The sequence below is a fragment of the Rhizomicrobium electricum genome (assembly GCF_011762045.1).
In the GTDB taxonomy this organism is placed as follows: Bacteria; Pseudomonadota; Alphaproteobacteria; order Micropepsales; family Micropepsaceae; genus Rhizomicrobium; species Rhizomicrobium electricum.
In genome coordinates this window covers 227,370-246,484 of sequence record NZ_JAASQS010000003.1, presented here as the reverse complement: position 1 = coordinate 246,484, position 19,115 = coordinate 227,370, and the positions used below count along the sequence as shown (strand labels likewise).

Annotated in this window: 9 protein-coding genes; all 9 read left to right on the top strand. The window is 61.8% G+C overall.

Annotation, left to right across the window (positions count from 1 at the left end; all coding sequences use genetic code 11):
- Window positions 1-82 precede the first annotated feature (82 nt).
- The 9 genes from FHS84_RS06815 (at window position 83) to FHS84_RS06775 (ending at window position 19,039) form a co-directional block, all read left to right on the top strand.
- Window positions 83-1,162: an alpha/beta hydrolase gene (locus tag FHS84_RS06815; protein WP_166932249.1), complete on the top strand. Its 1,080-nt coding sequence runs from the start codon at window positions 83-85 to the stop codon at window positions 1,160-1,162.
- 19 nt (window positions 1,163-1,181) lie between these two features.
- Window positions 1,182-3,623: a glycoside hydrolase family 95 protein gene (locus FHS84_RS06810; protein WP_166932247.1), complete on the top strand. Its 2,442-nt coding sequence runs from the start codon at window positions 1,182-1,184 to the stop codon at window positions 3,621-3,623.
- 43 nt (window positions 3,624-3,666) lie between these two features.
- Window positions 3,667-5,247: an alpha-N-arabinofuranosidase gene (locus tag FHS84_RS06805; RefSeq protein ID WP_166932244.1), complete on the top strand. Its 1,581-nt coding sequence runs from the start codon at window positions 3,667-3,669 to the stop codon at window positions 5,245-5,247.
- A 71-nt stretch (window positions 5,248-5,318) separates the two neighbouring features.
- Window positions 5,319-7,991 carry a glycoside hydrolase family 3 C-terminal domain-containing protein gene (locus FHS84_RS06800; RefSeq protein WP_166932241.1) on the top strand — a complete coding sequence of 891 codons (2,673 nt, stop codon included), beginning with the start codon at window positions 5,319-5,321 and terminating at the stop codon, window positions 7,989-7,991.
- Window positions 7,992-8,386: 395 nt separating this feature from the next.
- Entirely contained in the window at window positions 8,387-8,872 is a 486-nt protein-coding gene (locus FHS84_RS06795; protein WP_166932238.1) for an RNA polymerase sigma factor, read from the top strand.
- Window position 8,873: 1 nt separating this feature from the next.
- A complete protein-coding gene (locus FHS84_RS06790; RefSeq protein WP_166932235.1) occupies window positions 8,874-9,833 on the top strand; it encodes a FecR family protein in 960 nt (319 codons plus the stop codon).
- Window positions 9,834-9,889: 56 nt separating this feature from the next.
- Window positions 9,890-13,096, top strand: a complete 3,207-nt coding sequence (locus FHS84_RS06785) for a TonB-dependent receptor (RefSeq protein WP_166932232.1) — start codon at window positions 9,890-9,892, stop codon at window positions 13,094-13,096.
- Window positions 13,097-13,662: 566 nt separating this feature from the next.
- Complete coding sequence (locus FHS84_RS06780; RefSeq protein WP_166932228.1) at window positions 13,663-16,746, top strand: TonB-dependent receptor; 3,084 nt, start codon at window positions 13,663-13,665, stop codon at window positions 16,744-16,746.
- A 196-nt stretch (window positions 16,747-16,942) separates the two neighbouring features.
- Entirely contained in the window at window positions 16,943-19,039 is a 2,097-nt protein-coding gene (locus FHS84_RS06775; protein ID WP_166932226.1) for an alpha-L-arabinofuranosidase, read from the top strand.
- Window positions 19,040-19,115: the final 76 nt, after the last annotated feature.

The window sequence follows — 19,115 nt, the reverse complement described above, 5'->3', positions numbered from 1 at the left end:
ATTCCGGCCTTTCAGTATACTCAGACATATGTAGTATCTCCGGACAGAGCCGCATCAAGCGGACGTTCGGGGAGGACTTCACATGCGTATTTGGCAGATCGCGTTGGCGGGAAGTGTTTTTGCGGCATTGGCTTCGACGGCCGGTGCGCAACAGGGGCAACCGGCTCAGCCCGCGCGTCCGCCGCTGATGGTTCCAGCCCCGGTGCCCGGTGCCGCGCCCGTGATCGTCGAAAAGATCAAGGTCCATGGCGTTTCGCTCGAGGGCAATCTCGAAGGCGATTCGCCGGATCGTGACGTGATCGTCTACCTGCCGCCGAACTACAACAAGGACAAGGCACGCCGCTATCCGGTGCTCTATGCGCTGCACGGCTATTCGATCAGCAACGAGAAGTGGACGACCGAAATCCACACGCCGCAGACCATCGAAGGCGCCTTCGCCACCGGTTCGCGCGAAATGATCGTAGTGCTGGCCAACGCGCAGACGCTGCACAACGGCTCGATGTATTCGAATTCGCCGACCACCGGCAATTGGGAGGATTTCATCTCCCGCGATCTCGTCGCCTATATCGACGGCCACTATCGCACCATCGCCAACCGCCTCAGCCGCGGCATCGCGGGCCATTCGATGGGCGGCTACGGCACGACGCGCATCGCTATGCGCCATCCCGACGTGTTCTCGGTGTTCTACGCCATGAGCCCGTGCTGCATGTCGGCGCGCGGCGCACCGCCGGCGGAAATGGCCAAGAAGATGGAAGCGGCCAAGGCGGCCGGCAGTTCCGCCGATCTCGATTTCTTCACCCGCGCCACGTTTGCGAGCGCTGCGGCCTGGTCGCCCAATCCGAAGGCGCCGCCGCTTTATATCGATCTGCCGACCAAGGACGGCGTGCCGCAGCCGGACATCATGGCCAAATGGGCTGCCAACGCACCGCTCGCGATGGTGGACCAGTACATCGCCAACCTGCGCCAGTACAAAGCCATCGCGCTCGATGTCGGCGATCAGGACGGCCTCAAGACCGATACCGCCGAGCTCCATCGCATTCTCGACAGCTATGGCATCGTCAACAGCTTCGAACTCTACAGCGGCGATCATGTCAGCGCCGTTGCGGATCGCTGGCAAAATCATGTGATGCCGTTCTTCAGCAAGAACCTGGCAGGCGAATAACCGCCGGAGGTTGATCATCATGACGAAAGCATGCGGGCGGACCTCGATCCGGCGCCGGACATTCCTGGCGGGCACGGGCGCATCTCTTCTCGCCGGGTCGGCAACGGCATCATCCGTCCGGCCCGCGGCGAAATCGAAGAACGCCGGTCTCGCGCTTTGGTACGACCGGCCTGCGGAGCGCTGGGTCGAGGCGCTGCCGGTCGGCAACGGCCGCGTCGCCGCGATGGTGTTCGGCCGTGTTGCTCAGGAGCGGCTGACGCTGAACGAAGGGACTTTGTGGGCGGGATCGCCGTATGATCCCGTCAATCCCGATGCGCTCGCCGCCTTGCCGGAGGTCCGCCGCCTCATCGCCGAAGAGCGTTTCAAGGACGCGATGGATCTCGCCTCCAAGACGATGATGGCCAAGCCGCTCAGCCAGATGCCGTACGGCACCGCCGGCGATGTGTTGCTCGATTTCGTCGGTCATTCTTTTGCAGGCGGCTACCGCCGTTCGCTTGATCTGTCTGAGGCCGTGGCGCAAACGGCGTTCCGGGCAAATGGCGGCACCATCACGCGCGAGGTTTTCGCCAGTGAACCCGATCAGGTCATCGTCGTTCGTCTGACCGCCACCGGCGGTGCCAAGCTTGCGTTCGATGTCGGCTATCGCCATCCCAAGAAAGCGGAGTACGACTGGCGGCCGAAGGACGGCATCGTCACGCGCGAAAAGACCGATCCGGTGGATTGGAATTTCCGCGAAGATCTCGATCGCGCCGGCCGTCCCTCCGATTTGCATGTAGCGCCGGACGGAGCGAAGTCGCTGCTGATTACCGGCCGCAACATCGAATCCGCCGGTATTCCGGCTGGTCTGCAATACGCCGTGCGCATTGCGGCCCAAGGCGATGGCCGGATCGAGGCGATAGGCGATGTGCTGTCCGTGCGCGGTGCCCGCGCGGTGACGCTTGTGATCGCCGCCGCGACCAGCTTTGTGTCTCCGGCCCGTGTCGATGCCGATCCGGTTGCCCCGGTGCGCCAGCGCACCAATGCGGCTTTGACCAAGCGCTACGCTGCATTGCGCCGGGACCACATTGCCGCCCATCGCCGTCTGTTCGACCGCTTTTCGATCACGCTCGGCAAGCCTTCGACTGAAGCGGTTCCCACCGACCAGCGCATCGTTCGGGATGGCGAAAGCCTTGCCGCGCTCTATGTCCAGTATGCCCGCTATTTGATGATCTCGTCGTCGCGCGGCACCGGGCAGCCGGCCAATCTGCAAGGCATTTGGAACGACGGCCTCAATCCGCCGTGGGGCTCCAAATACACGATCAACGCCAACACTCAGATGAACTATTGGCCCGTCGATCCGGCCAATCTCGCCGAGTGTTACGAACCGCTGATCCGGATGGTCGAAGAACTGGCCGTCTCCGGCGCACACACCGCCAAGGTGATGTACGGCGCGCGCGGCTGGGTCGCCCATCACAACACCGATTTGTGGCGCGCCTCGGCGCCGATCGATGGCCCGTACTGGGGCATGTGGCCGATGGGGGCGGCATGGCTGTGCACCGCGCTGTGGGATCATTACGATTACACGCGCGATCCGGCGCTGCTGAAGCGTCTTTATCCGTTGATGAAGGGCGCCAGCCTGTTCTTTGTCGATGCGCTGGTGGAAGACCCGAAGGGCCGCGGCCTCGTCACATCGCCGTCGATATCGCCGGAAAACGCCCACCATCCGGATGTCACGATCTGCGCCGGTCCGGCGATGGACCGCCAGATTCTGCGCGATCTTTTCGCCGCCACGCTCGAAGCCCACGCCTTGTCGAAAGACCCCGATACCGGCTTCGCAACGGTATTGGCCGATAAGGGCGCGCGTCTGCCCAAGGATCGCATCGGCGCCCAGGGCCAGTTGCAGGAGTGGCTGGACGATTGGGACGTGCTGGCGCCCGAACAGCAGCACCGTCACGTCTCGCATCTCTACGGCGTTTTTCCCAGCACTCAGATCAACGTGCGCGATACGCCGGACCTGATCGCGGCGGCCAAGGTGACGCTCAACAAGCGCGGCGATCTTTCCACCGGCTGGGCGACGGCGTGGCGCATCTGCCTTTGGGCCCGCATGGGCGAGGGCGAACGCGCCTACAGCGTGCTCAAAGGTCTCTTAAGTCCGCTGCGCTCCTATCCCAATCTGTTCGACGCCCATCCGCCGTTCCAGATCGACGGCAATTTCGGCGGCAGCACCGGTATTATCGAGATGATCGTGCAGTCGTGGGGCGGCGAGGTGCGCATTCTGCCGGCATTGCCGAAGGTTTGGGCCGACGGCCGCATCGAAGGCCTGCGCGTTCGCGGCGGCGCCGAACTGTCGCTGGCGTGGCAGAACGGCGAGCTTTCGTCACTGACCGTCAAAGGTCCGCCGTCGAGTGAAATCAAGATCCGCTATCGCGACACGCTCGAGACGCTTCGCCTCGACAGTGCCGGCAAGGCCGTGTGGAGCTAGCGTCTGTCGCCAGTCCGTTTTCCAGTTACCAAGTGAGGAAACCATGCGCCGCCTTTTGCTCAGTCTGTCCGTCGCCGCCGTCGCGTTGATACCAGCCGCAACGGCCGGGGACGCCGTTCGTCCCGTGCAACTCACGGTCGACGCCAACAAATCCGGCCCGGTCATCGACCGCAACATCTTCGGCCAGTTCGCCGAGCATCTGGGGCATGGCATCTACGAAGGCATCTGGGTCGGTAAGGATTCCAAGATTCCCAATACACGCGGCATCCGCAACGACGTGGTGGCGGCGCTCAAGGCGTTGCACGTTCCGAACGTGCGCTGGCCGGGCGGCTGCTTCGCCGACTATTATCACTGGCGTCGCGCCATCGGTCCGGTACGCCAGCCGATGATGAACGCGGATTGGGGTGGCGTGGTCGATCCGCTGACGTTCGGCACCGAAGAGTTTTTCGATTTTGCCGGCCAGATCGGCACCGAAGCCTACGTTTCGGTGAACATCGGCTCGGGCTCTCCGGCTGAAGCCGCCGAGTGGCTGGAATACATGACGGCGGGCAAGGAAGACGCCATCGGTGCCGAGCGCGCCAAGAACGGCCATCCTGAGCCGTATAAAGTCGCGTTCGTGGGCCTCGGCAACGAGAGCTGGGATTGCGGCGGCGGCATGAGCCCGGACTATTACGTCAGCCAGATGAAGCGCTATTCGCGGTTCGTGCGGAACTACAATCCGGCTCAGACCGAAAAGGGCGATCCGATGAAGCGCATCGCGGTCGGCCCCAACGCCGGCGACACCTCCTACACCGAAGCGGTGATGAAGGCCTACAAAGGCCATAGCTGGGCCTGGAACATCGAAGGCCTGTCGCTGCACAGCTACACCACCGGCGGCGGCTGGCCGCTGGCGCAGCCCGACACCGGCTTCGGCGAACGCGAATATGCCTGGATGCTGAGCGAGACGGTCGGGATGGACGACCTGATCAAGAAGCACGGCGCCATCATGGATAAATACGATCCGGAGAAGAAGGTTTCGCTCACGGTCGACGAATGGGGCGCCTGGTACAAGGCGGCGCCGGGTACCAATCCGGGCTTCCTGATCCAGCAGAACACCCAGCGCGATGCGGTGCTGGCCGCGCTCAACATCAACATCTTCGCCCGCCATGCCGATCGCGTGCGGATGGCCAACATCGCCCAAATGGTCAACGTCCTGCAGGCGATGATCCTGACCGACAAGGAGAAGATGCTGCTGACGCCGACTTATCACGTCTTCAAGATGTACGTGCCGTTCCAGGACGCGACGTCCATTCCGCTCAGCTATGATGCCGGCAAATATTCGTTCGAGAAGTATTCGCTGCAGCGCGTCGATGCCATCGCCGCGCGCGACAAGAGCGGCAAGATCTGGTTCGCCATCACCAATGTCGATCCCAACCGGCCGGCCGAATTCGAAATCTCGGTGCCGGGTGTGGCAGCGACCAAGGCGGTGGGCGAGACCCTGTCGGCGGCGAAGATCGACAGCTTCAATACCTTCGAGGCGCCCAATACGGTGGCCCCGAAGCCGGTGTCGTTCGCGGCAACCGGCGGCAAGCTGACGCTCACGCTGGCGCCCGCGTCGGTCACAGTGGTCGCTCTCGAACCCTGACGTCGTTTTGAAATCGCAAGGGGCGGCGGCCGGATGGTTGCCGCCTCGCATGCAACTGGAGATGTAATCCCATGCGCCGGTCGAAATTCGCAGCTCTTCTGTTGGCTACTTGTGCTTTGACCGTCGGCGCTGCCGGCGCCGGACCGGTTGCGAGGGAGGGCGTCCGCGCTGAGGCCGAGGCACGCGCCGGTGCGGTCGTCGCCAAGATGACCGTGGACGAAAAGGTCGGGCAGTTGGTCAACACCGCGCCGGCCATTCCGCGTCTTGGCATCCCCGCTTACAACTGGTGGACGGAATCCTTGCATGGCGCCATCGGCACCGTTCCGGCGACGAACTTTCCCGAGCCGATCGGTTTGGCCGCGACCTTCGATGCGTCGTTCGTCAAATCCGTCGCTGCGGTGGTCAGCGAGGAAAACCGTGCTCTCCACGCGCTGGCGCGCCGGACCGGCCATCTCGGCAAGATCGGTACCGGTCTGGACACCTGGTCGCCCAACATCAACTTATTCCGCGATCCCCGCTGGGGCCGCGGGCAGGAAACTTATGGCGAAGATCCGTATCTGACGGCGCGTATGGGTGTCGCTTATGTCCAAGGCATGCAGGGCCCCGATGCCGATCTGCCGGACGTAATCGCGACGCCGAAGCATTTCGCGGTCCACAGCGGGCCGGAATCGACGCGCCATCAGGCCAACGTTTTCGTCTCGCAACACGATATCGAGGATACCTATCTCCCGGCATTCCGGGCCGCCGTCGTCGAAGGCGGTGCGCAGTCGATCATGTGCGCCTACAACCGCGTCGATGGCCAGCCGGCTTGCGCCAGCGATCTGTTGATGAAGGACAGACTGCGCGGCGCCTGGGGCTTCAAGGGATACGTCGTGTCCGATTGCGATGCCGTGAAGGATATCGCCGACACCCACAAATATGCGCCCGATCAGGCCGCCGCGGTGGCTGCCGCGCTCAAGGCGGGCGTCGATAACGAATGCAACAACGGCACGCTGGTCGGCGTTCCGGGACTTCCGGAGCGGTACAAGGAGGCGCTGGCGCGCGGCTATATCTCGATCGCCGACATCGACCGTGCCCTGGTGCGCTTGTTTGCGGCGCGCTATCGCACCGGCGATCTTGCCGGACTGGATCGCGGTCCGGCGCGGTCCGAGCCGGGCATCCTGACGCCGGCCCATGCCGCCATGGCGCTTACGGCCGCCGAAAAAAGTTTGGTGCTGCTCAAGAACGACAAAGCCCTGCCGCTGGCACCGAATGCGCGGATCGCGGTGATCGGCCCGCTGGCGGACTCTACGCGTGTCCTGCGCGGCAATTATTCGGCCCAGCAGACCGGCACGCCGGTGTCGGTGCTCGATGGCCTGAAGCGCGCGATGCCGCAAGCGGCGATCACCCATGTGCCGTTCGGCCGCTCGCTGACCGATGGCGATTCCGTGCCGCAAAGTGCGTTGCAGACACCCGACGGCAAGCCGGGCCTCAAGGCCGAATACTTCAACGCCAAGCATCCGCCGGTCGTGAAGGCGACCGAATGGAACGGCATTCTCGACGACTTCCGCACCACGCCGTATGCCGCCAAGCCGGTGGTGACGCGGATCGAGCCGAACGTCGCGGCGCGCGGATACGACACCAAAGCGATCGCCGAGCATCATCGGGTGGTGTGGACGGGATATCTGGTGCCGCCGGAATCCGGTCTCTATCGCATCGGCCTCAACGGCATGCTGACGAACGCGACGCTGGACGGCAAAGAGATCGGCAGGATCGACCGCTCGGGTTACGGCAAGCTGCCTAAGTACGTGGAGATGAAGCTCGAAAAGGGCAAGCGCTACGCGTTGCGCATCACCGCCGAAGCACATGGCATGTCGAACGCCGACCTATTGTGGAAGCGCATTTCGGATCAGCCCGACGCCGAGCTTCAGACGGCTGCCGCCAATGCGGACGTGATCGTCGCCGTGGTCGGCCTGACATCGGACCTCGAAGGCGAAGAGATGGATGTCCATGTCGAGGGCTTTTCGGGCGGCGACAAGACCTCGCTCGAATTGCCTGCCGATCAGCGCGCGATGCTGGAGCGGGCCAAGGCCACCGGCAAGCCGCTGGTCGTTGTGGCGATGAACGGCAGCCCGATTGCGCTGCAATGGGCGAAAGCGAACGCCGCGGCCATCGTCGAGGCTTGGTATTCCGGCGAAGCGGGCGGGCAGGCGATTGCCAATGTCTTGTCCGGCAAAACCAATCCGGCCGGCCGGCTGCCGTTGACCTTCTATGCGACCGTCAACGATCTGCCGTCGTTCGACGACTATTCCATGAAGGGGCGGACCTATCGCTACTTCCAGGGCACGCCGGTTTATCCGTTTGGGTACGGTCTCAGTTACACGACTTTCAGCTATGGGCCGGTGACCGTGACGCCGGTGAATGGAGCGCCGGAAGAGGGCCTGAAGGTTACTGCCGAAGTTGCCAATACGGGTGGGCGCGACGGCGAGGAAGTGGCTGAGCTCTATCTGACGCCGCCGGCGTTCGAGGGTGCTCCCAAACTGGCCTTGCGAGGCTTCGAGCGCATCGGCCTGAAGGCGGGCGAGCGCAAGACGGTCAGCTTCGTGCTGTCGCCGCGCGACCTCAGTTTCGTCGCGGCCGACGGCACGCGACAGGTCGTGGCGGGCCGCTACACGGTGGATGTCGGATCGGGGCAGCCGGCTGCTGACGTGCCGCATCAGTCGGCCAGTTTTGCGACCACGAAGGCTGTTAAGTTGCCCGAATAGCACACCGAAGCAAATTTGCCGGATTGGTCCGGGGGGCGGCTCTACGCCGCCTCTCGGGCCCATTTTTTTGCTACCGGAAGTGTCGGGACATCAATCTGGTTGTCGGAAGACGCCGCACAGCTGGAACGTGCGTTGGAGCGGCCGTGTGTTACCGGTAAAATGCTGCAGAGAAAGACGTTTTTCCCAGGTTGTTGGTGCTGCTTACCGCGGCCGGCAGGACGCTTAAGCGAAACCTATGCAACACTACAAAGATTAGACGTTTGAGTAGGTATGTTCCACACATGACCCGTGAAGATTCTTTTGTCCGGCGTCCAATCCTCCCATGCTACAGTTTGCGACAGAGAACCCCATGACTCGAAAAAAATCAGCAAAAGGGGTTCCGCGGGGAAGGCTTGATGGCAAGGGCAACGCAGGACCGGGCGTATTGGGCCGGTCTATTGGGACTCGTAAAGCGCTATACACATGGAAATCCGGAGGCGGAGGATCTCCTCCAGTCTGCATATGTGCGTTTAGAGGACTATCGATCGCAACAACCGGTTGAGAATCCGCGCGCTTTTCTTGTCCAGACGGCGGTGAACATATCGATCGATCTGCACCGCCGGGACAAAGTAAGAGGACTGACCGGCAGTGAGGACTGGGATCAGGCGCCCGACGAGGCGCCGTTGCCAGACGAGGTATTGGAGGCCCGCGAACGTCTGTGCAGGGTCAACGAAGGCCTCGACAAGCTGCCGAGCCGGACACGGGAAATTCTTTTGATGCACCGGCTTGACGGTATGACGTATCGCCAGATCGCGGCCCACTATCGTATCAGTCCGAGCGCAGTCGAAAAACATATCTCTAGGGCGATGCTGTTCCTCGCCCAATGGACTCGGGACTGGTGAAATGTCTGCCGCTGTGAAGTCGCCTGAAGAAGCTCAAGCCGAAGCCGCCGTGTGGCTCGCCCGCCTGCGGGCGGACACCAAGACGGCCGCCGACGAAAAAGCGTTCCGCGATTGGCTTGCCGAAAATCCGGCGAATGTCGCCGCGTTCGAGATGCTGACGGATGTATGGGAGACGTTGGGCCGCGCACGCCGCCGTCCGGTCGAAGCCCCCCCGGTGCCCAAGCTTGTTTCGAGACGGCAATGGATGATGGCGGGCGGTGCCGCCATGGCCGCAGCGAGCGTCGGATTGATGATCCGGGGCAGTGCGGAAGCGGCTGTCTACGAAACCGGGATCGGCGAACAGCATCACGTCGTCCTTGCCGACGGCACGCAGGCGTTTCTCGATACCTCTACCCGTTTGCGCATGGCCTATGACGGGGGCACGCGACTTGTCGAACTCGAGTGCGGCCGCTGCAATTTCGATGTCGTAGCCAACGACAAGCGGCCGTTCGTGGTCGATGCCGCCGGTGCGAAGATCGTTGCCGGGCGCACGACGCTCGATGTGGCGCGCGACGGCGAAGACGTGACCGTGGTTCTCATCCGAGGATCGGCGTCCGTCACTGGCGGGCATCTTCCGGCCGAAAAACCGTGTGTCCTGAAGCCCGGTGAGCGGCTGGTGATGCACCGGTCGGGCATGCATCTCGATCGGCCCGATCTGACGCGCACACTGGCTTGGCAGACCGGCCAGATCGTGTTCGAAAACGTCACGCTCGCCGAAGCGGCGAAAGAACTCAATCGCTATTCCGTCGTCAAGATCGATACGGACCCTGCGGCCGCGCCTTTGCGGATCAGCGGCGTCTTCCAGGTCGGCGACAACGTCGCATTTGCCCAGATGGTCACGAAGCTTTTGCCGGTTTCCGTGAACGTCGAGTCCAACCGGGTCCAATTCACGAAAGTTCCTTCGCGCGAACGAAAGGGATGAGAGCGAACGGCTTGGATAAGCGACCCGGAAAATAACAATCGCAGGGGGCTGGTCGCGTGAGAGGGGCGGCAAAGTCGATAGCAGGAACACGGCGGTTTTGGCTGGCAGCGGTCCTTTTCGGGATCGTCGCTTTTCGCGCCGGACTGGCTGATCCGCTTGCCTTTCACATCCCCGAGCAGCCGCTTTCGCGCTCCCTCAACGAGGTTGCCCGCGTCACGAAAACAAACATCCTGTTTTCGCCCGGCGATATTCCCAACGTCCGCGCACCGGCGCTCGACGGCGTATTGACGGCGCAAGAGGCCGTCCGGCGCCTGATCGCGGGCACGGACCTCGAGGCGGTGTGGGACAAGACCGGATTGATCGTCAGGGCCAAACCCGCGGTCGCGCAAGCGGCGCCCAAGCCCGCCGAGAAGATCGCTCCGGAATGGTTCGAAGGGGAAATCATCACGATTACGGGCATCCGGGAATCGTGGCAGCGGGACCTCGACGTCAAACGCGACGCCCTCGGGCTGGTCGATGTCATCACCAACGAGACGATCGGCAAATTTCCCGAGTCGAACCTGGCCGCCGCGATCATGCGGATTCCGGGCGTCAACGTGAACCGCCGCATCATCGGCATGGTCGGCATCGATACCTCGATGGGCGATCCCACCGAGGTCACCGTGCGCGGCTTCGGGCCGACCTTCAACGTGGTTCTGATCGACGGTCGGAACATCGGCTCCAGCATCGGAACGCGTTCGTTCGACTTCAGTCTCCTGGCCGGCGATATGGTCCAGGAAGTCGATGTTCACAAATCGCCGGATGCTTCGCTGACCGCAGGCGCCATCGGCGCGATCATCAATATCAAGAACCCCATGCCGTTCGATCGGACGGGGCTGCGCACGGCCGCGTCGGTATCGACGACCTACTCGCCGGAGGCGGGAAGGTTCACGCCCAACGGCATGGTGTTGTTCAGCGATACGTTCGCGCACGACCGGCTGGGCGTTCTGGTCGCTGCGACCTACAACGAGATCTCGAACCGCACCAATGAAGTGGCCGTCTGGGGATGGGAGGGCGTGTACCTAGATGCCTGCCAGTTCGCCGGCGGAGGCACGTGCGGAGCCCGCTTGACACCCGACACCACTCGCCCCGTGTGGTTCATCCAAGATTACGGTGTGTATAAGATCGACAACTGGGCGGTGCGCGAAAACGGGCGCGTTGCGGTGCAATGGACGCCGTCGAATTCGGTTCTGCTGACCATGAACGCCGATTTCGCCCGCAACGATCTCAAGCAATGGCAATACGCCGTGGCGATTTGGAACAACGCCGCCGAATTGCGCAACGTGAAGACGAGCCAGAACGGCACGATCGTCGACTTCACGCGCACCAATACGCCGACGGATTTCAATTCGCAGGTCAACGAGACCGTGCAGCAGAGCTACGACTTCGGCATCAACGCACGGTGGGAGATCAATTCGCATTGGACCCTCGAGGCGGACGGCGATCTGGCGTTATCGGCGCAGAACCCCGGCGAGCGGCAGGGTGCGTATTCCGCGGATGTGGGATATGGGCCGTCCTGCGCCCAGGATTGCGCGGTGTCGCCGATCAACGGGACCGTCATGGGTATCGCCGTTTCGGCGACCGGCGGTCATGTTCTTCCGTACTATACCTCCTACGGTCCCAACGACGATCCCAGCCGGTTCATCGATCCCGCGATCATGGGGTCCCACGTGATGGTGGTGAACAAGCCGAGAAATCGCAATTCCGTGGGGCAGTTCCGGTTCGAAGCGAAGTGGGAAGGCGAGGGCGTCGCTGTTTCGACCGGCATTCATTACCTCGCCAACCATATGCGCTTGGAAAACTACGACGACTTCGGCAACAACGTCTGGCAGGCGTACGCCGGTTATGGGCCGGATTCGCACAATTACTATGTGTCCGGTCCCAATGCGGGCCTGCCGGCGGGCGTCCATCTGCCGGGCGAATTGTTCGGCTCGAACTTCAGCACGGCGAATTTCCTGCCCGGCTGGTCTGGCAACAATCGTCTGCCGCCGCGGATTCTGAAATTCGATCCGCGTGCCGTCTTCGATTATCTCGAAAGGCTTGGTGATCCGGTCACGCCCACCACCATTCCGGGGTTCAATTGGGGCTGCTGCGACCCTCCGTTCCACGGCAAGTTCGAAGCCGTCAGCAACCCGGCAAGTTATCAGCGCATTTTCGAAGACACGCTGTCCGGCTACGTCACGGTTACCGGCGATGCGGCGGTCGGCGGCGTTCCGTTCACCTATCACGCGGGTCTGCGCTTGGAGCGGACGGAGCTGTATTCCGAGGGGCGCGAGCGGCTGCCGACCTCATTATCGGTGATGCCGGCCGACCATACGGCTTTCCTGACCACCTATGGTCCGGTGATACCGGTCGGTGCCAAGCGCGAATACGTCTACCTTCTTCCCAACATCGATCTGACGATGCGTCCGACGGCCGAAGTGCAAATCCGGCTGAATGCCTCGCGCACGCTGACGCGGCCGCCGCTGAGCAGCATCAGCCCCGCCACCACGCTGTCTTCCTCGGAGCGGGTCGGCTCGCTGGTGGCGACCGGTCAGAATCCCAATCTGAAGCCCTACGTATCGAACAATTTCGACGTTACGGGGGAATGGTACAACGCACCGAATTCCTACGTTTCGGTCGACGCATTCTTCAAGAACGTCTCCAACTTCGTGATTGCGACCACCGTCGAGCGCGCGATCAACGGCGTCGACGACCCGACGACCGGGCGTCTCGCCCAATTTCGCGTTTCGTCCTACATCAACGGGCCGTCCGCCAACGTCTATGGGGTCGAATTCGCGGTCCAGCAGGTGCTGGACGACAGCGGCTTCGGGTTCCAGTTGAACGCTACGCTGGTCGGGACCGACCGGCCGTACAATCCCAAGGACATTTCGACCAGCAACTTCGCGGTCACGGGCTTGGCCGATTCCGCGAACATGGTGGCCTTCTACGACAAGGACGGCTTTCAGATCCGCCTTTCCGCCAACTGGCACGACAGCTTCCTTGAGCATTTCGGCCAGATGCAGCCGAACTCGGCGTTCGGGGCCGAGCCCGTCATCGTCGATACGGCCTGGGACATGACGCTGAACATGGGCTTGGCGCTTTCGCGCGATCTCACGGTCTACGCGGAGGGCATGAACCTGCTCAACGCGACCTACAGCACGCGGGGGCGATTCTCCGAGCAGGTGCTCAACGTCGCCGCTTACGGCCGCCGTTTCACGGTTGGTCTTCACTACAAACTCTAAACAAGGCCTGCGGGCCGCGTATCTGCTCCCCCGAACCGGGGGGCGGCAGACGCATGTCAGCATTGCGGCAGAAAAATGCCGAATTGTGTCTTTTGCATGTGGGCAAGTGGGCGCCTGAAACGTCTATATAATTGCCTGAGTATTGGGAATCTATATTGTTGCATAACCGCAACACAGACAATTTTCTCTAGAATTCATGTGTGTAGCTTTGATGGTAATGTCTGATTTAAAAAGTGATGTGCAAGCAAAGACAGGCATTTGACCAATAGACTTCGAAAAGCCTCCTACATATCGTTCTGGAAGGTAGCGTTACCTATTGAGCGGTAGGGCTGCTTTCGGGGGCTTGATTTGCCGAAACATTCGAAAACACGCCGGCAGGTTTATCCCCGATGTCTGGCCGTTTCGCCGCCGGATCGTTTCTGGCGACGGACACTTCGGGGGTTGGCCACATGTCCGATGGCCCGATGACCGTGCGTTCCAGGCGCGAAATCCAGCGTCGACGGCGCCCTGACGGCGCTGCACTCGAGCGGCCCGACAATCACAAACCACTAAGGGAGGGATTTGGTATGAATTCTAAACTCAGTTCCGGCTTGCGTGCGGCATTGCTGGGCGGCGTTGGCTTGGCCGCGTTCGCAGTGCCGTCGCTTGCGCAAGACACGCAATCGATGGAAACGGTGGTCGTCACCGGTATCCGCGGTTCGTTGCAGCGCAGCTTGGACATCAAGCGCGATTCACAGGGCCTGGTCGACGCCATTTCGATGGAAGACATCGGCAAGTTCCCGGATGCGAACCTCGCCGCCGCTCTGCAGCGTATTCCTGGCGTGACCATCACGCGCGCCTCGATGATGGCAGCCACGACGACCGGTGAAGCGACACAGATCACCGTCCGCGGCATGGGCCCGTCGTTCAACGAAACCCTGTTCAACGGCCGCAAGATTCCGTCGGGCGTTGGCGGCCGCGCCTTCGACTTCAGCGGTCTGTCGGCCGATATGGTCCAGGCCCTCGAAGTCTACAAGTCGCCGGATGCGACGCTGTCGGCGGGCGCCATCGGCGCCACGATCAACGTCAAGTATCCGAATCCGTTCGACAAGCCCGGCCTGACCCTGACGGCGGCGATCTCCGCCAAGTACCGTCCGAATGACGGCCGCATGACGCCGAACGGCAACTTCCTGTTCAGCGACACCTTCTTCGGCGGCAAGGTCGGCATTCTCGTCGCCGGCGCCTATACGAAGATCGCCACCACGCAGTTCCAGGTCGGTAACTGGGGCTGGATCGGCCAGCACATCAATCCCTGCCAGCGCGCTGGCGGACCGGCGTGCCCGCATAACGTGCCTGTGTATGCGGCGCGGGACTATATCGATCCCGTGACACATACCACGGTCATCAATCCCGCCACCGGTAAGCCTTACTCTGCTCATGATCCGCAAACCGGTGCGGTCATCATGGATCTGGTCGCCACGCCTACAGCGAAGCAGCAGTCGGATGCCGATAACGCTGCGTTCCAGGCCGGCAAGGATCTTTCCACGCCGATCTGGTTCACCCAGGACTTGGCCTACAACTACAACCAGATCCAGGAAGAGCGGAAGAACGCCCGCATCGCCCTGCAGTTCCAGCCGACCGAAAAGCTGCTGATCACTGTCGACGGCAACTATTCGCGCGATTCCATCAACGAGAACCAGTTTGCATTTGCGATCTGGAACAACGGCGATGAAATGCGCAACGTCAAGACGTCGAAGAACGGCACGGTCGTCGACTTCACGCGCGCTGCGCCGACCGACTTCGACGACAACGTCAACCTCGGTATCCAGCAGACCTACGACCTCGGCATCAACGTCAAGTATGAAGTCAGCGACAAGCTGTCCCTCATGCTGGACTATGACTTGGCCCAGTCGTCGCTCAACCCGGACAACCACTGGAGCGGCCTGAGCGAGAACATCGGTTATGGCCCGTCGTCGGCTGGCGGTACCAATGGCACGACGTTCGAAGTCATTCAGCCGGGTGGACACTCGCTGCCGTACTACAAGGGTCTCGGCCCGAACGGCGACATTTCCCGTTTTGACGACGTCACTCTGATGGGCACGCACGTCGACACCACGTCGGCCTCGCGTAACCGCAATGCCGTCAACCAGGTCCGCGCCGAACTGCAATGGAAAGAAGACGGCTTCAGCGCGAAATTCGGCGGCAACTACATCACGGACCATTATCACACCAACTATTGGGGTCCGTGGGAAAGCAACCGTTGGCAGATGTGGTCGGGCTATGGTCCGGATTCGAACAATCCGACCGGCGTTGCGCTGCCGACCAACCTGTTCCACGGCAAGGTCAATCTGCCGGCCATGCCGGGCTGGGATTCGTCCAACAAGATCCCGAACCTCATCCGGTTCTATCAGTCTGAAGTGTGGGATTACCTCAACAGCCTCGGCAAGCCGTTCGATAGCGCCGGTAACTCGACGCATCTTCCCGGCTTCAACTACGGCTGCTGCAACTTCACGAAGTTCCCGTATACCGGCATGAGCCCTGAGGGCATCAACTCCTTCAGCGCCGGTTCGTTCCAGCAGATCAACGAAGATACGTTCTCGTTCTACGCGACGTTGCAGACCGAGACGAAGTTCGCTGGTATGCCTCTGAAGATCGGTGCGGGCGTTCGTTACGAATACACCAACGTCAATACGATGGGTCTCGACCAGCCTCTGACTGGCCTGCACATCGTCCCTGGCGACGAAACGGCGTATTCGTATGACTTCGCTCCGTCGCAACAGACCTCGCAGAAGAACACCTATCAATATCTGCTGCCGAACCTCGACTTGAACCTCCAGGTCACCGACGATCTGCATGTGCGCGCCGACCTTTCGCGCACCCTCACTCGTCCGAACCTGGGCGACCTCAAGCCGAACCGCTCGAACTGGGGTGGTCGTAAGGGCGCGCTGGGCGTCTCCGGCGGCAACCCGCAGGAACTGCCGTTCCTGGCCGACAACGCCGACTTGGCGGTTGAATGGTACTACGCGCCGAACTCCTATTTGGCGGGTAACGTCTTCTTCAAGAGCATCAGCAACTTCGTGGTCGGCGGCGCTTCCACGCTGGTTCTCGACGGGACGAACGGCAACCAGCTTGTCATCGATCCGCAGACCCAGACCTATGCCAAGTTCACGCTCAGCCAGAACATCAACGGGCCGACGGCCAACGTTTATGGTATGGAATTGGCGTGGCAGCACATGTTTGGCGACTCGGGCTTCGGCTACCAGTTGAACGGCACGATCGTGCAGTCCGACAAGCCGTATAACCCGAACAACCTGACGACCAATGCGTTTGCCATCACCGGTCTGGCCGACTCGGCGAACTTCGTTGCCTTCTATGACAAGGACGGCTTCCAGGTTCGCTTTGCCGCCAACTGGCGTGACACGTACCTCAACAACTTCGGCCAGGGCCAGAGCTCCGGCACGCAGTATGGTGCGGAACCTGTGTTCGTGAATGGTGGTTGGACACTCGACGCCAGCACCAGCTACGACATCACGGACAACATCAATGTGTACTTCGAGGCCAGCAACCTCATGAACTTCGGCTACAGCACGCGTGGCCGGTTCAGCGATCAGGTCCTCGACGTGGTCGACATTGGCCGTAGCTTCACGGCCGGTGTGCATTTCAAGCTGTAATCCTCTCCCTTCATGCTCTCTGGACCGGTGGTATCCCCACCGGTCCTTTTTTTTGTTCACTGAAATTTGCGGGCGATGCCCGCACAAATGACTCCCAATAGCTCGGACTATTGGGTCTGATGTCCGCCGATCCGCTGTGGTCACAAACAACCCGAACGGCGGAAACAAACGGATTGCCAGGGTAAGGAAACCAAAAATGTCGGAAAAACAGAACAATCAGATTTCGCGCCGACGCGCGATCCAGGGCTCGGTGGCGCTGGGTTTGGCAAGCGCCATGCCGCTACATGCAGCGGCCGCAAAAGTCATCGCCGCAACCGTGGATGCCGGAAAGATCGCTCCGGCAATTCCGGATTTCATCTACGGCGGCTTCATCGAGCACATCGGCAATCTCATCAACTACAGCTTCTGGAGCGAGGTGCTGGACGACCGCAAGTTCTATTATCCGATCGACTCCAAGCCGCAGCCCAAGCCGGAAGGCGGCATGCGCCGCATGATGCCCCAACCCAACAAGTGGGTTCCGCTCGGCCCCGATGCCGACGTCACCATGGACACAGCTGCACCGTATGTCGGCGCGCAGAGCCCGGTCGTGCATCTGGCGGGCAAGAGCGCGCGCGGCATCGCCCAGTCCGGTCTGGCACTGGCGAAGAAAGGCTATGTCGGACGCGTCGTGATCGCTGCGGATGCGGGCGCGGAAATCTCCGCCACCCTGATCTGGGGCAAGGGCGCCGGCGACCGGCAGACCGTCAAGGTTGCGGCCGGCACGGAATGGGCGAAGGTTCCGCTCAAGTTCGACTGCAAGGCCGATACGAAGGAAGGCCGTCTCGAAATCACCGGCAAGGGTACCGGCACGTTCAAGATCGGCGCCGTTTCGCTGATGCCGGCGGACAACATCAAGGGCTTCCGGGCCGACACGATGGCCCTGATGAAAGAGATGGATTGCAAGATTCTGCGTATGCCGGGCGGCAATTTCATTTCCGGCTACGACTGGAAAGACACGATCGGCGATCCCGACAAGCGTCCGCCGGTCATCGATCCGCAGTGGAATTTCCCGCAGCCCAACGACGTCGGCGTCGATGAGCTGATCCAGATGTGCCAGGACATTCTCGGCGTCGAGCCGTATTGGTGCATCAATACCGGTTTCGGCGAGCCGCGTTCGGGCGCCGAACTGGTCGAATACGTCAACGGTGCGGCCACCACCGAATGGGGCGCCAAGCGCGCGGCCAACGGCCATCCCAATCCGTACAAGGTCCATTACTGGAACGTCGGCAACGAGATGTACGGCCACTGGCAGCTCGGCCACATGTCGCTGCAGCAGTATTCGATCAAGCACAACCTGTTTGCCGATGCGATCCGCAAGGTCGATCCGACCGTGTACATCGTGGTGCCGGGCGGCTTCGTCGACGAGATGACGACCGGGCAGGGCATGATGATCGATTCCGGCAGCCGCCTCGTTGCTTACGGTTCGGAGCGCGATTGGGGCGGCGGCATGCTGAAGAATTCGTGGGGCAAGTTCGACGCCCTGGCGACGCACGCCTATCCGCCGGAAAACAAGCACTTCAACATCGACACCGGCAAGAACGAGGACATCAAGCAAAGCCTCGTCGAATGGGCGCAGGCGCCGGCCAATCGCGTCGCCACCATGGCCGACTGCTGGGAAGAGTATAAAAAGCGCTTCCCGAAGCTCAACGAAGGCAAGGTCAAGGTCTTCTTCGACGAGTGGGCCTATCATTTCGGGCAGGATTACAAAGGCTGTCTCGCCATCGCGCGGACCTTCCACGAGTTCTTCCGCCGCACCGACTTCATCGACATGGCCGCCTACACCATGGGTATGTCGTGGCTCGATTACGACCGCACCAAGTCCGTAATCAGCGGGTCGGGCCGGGTGTTCCAGCTCTACATCAAGCACTTCGGAAAGATCCCGGTGGCGGTCGGCGGCAATTCTCCGGTGCCGACGCCGAAATATCCGGTCGGCGGCGATCAGCCCAAGGTCAACACCGGCAGCGCGACGTGGCCGGTCGACGTTTCGGCCGCGCTTACTGCGGATCGCAAGGCGCTGGTCGTGGCGGTGGTCAACGCGAGCGAACAGGCCAGCACGCTGAACCTCGATCTCACCGGCTTCCGCGCTGCGCCGAAGGGCCGGACCTGGACGCTCAAGGCGTCCGGTCTCGACGCCAAGAACGTCGTCGGCAAGGCGCCGCAAGTCGTGATCGTGGAAGGATCGTTCGCGACCGGCGCGAAGTCGATCGCGGTCGCGCCGGCCAGCCTCGTGCTCTACGAGTTCGCTGCAGCCTGACGTTGTAAGGCATAGGGGGGCGAAGCGCGCGGCTGTGTCGGTCGCCGCTTCGCCCCTTCGTTTTTCCTCCGCGCCT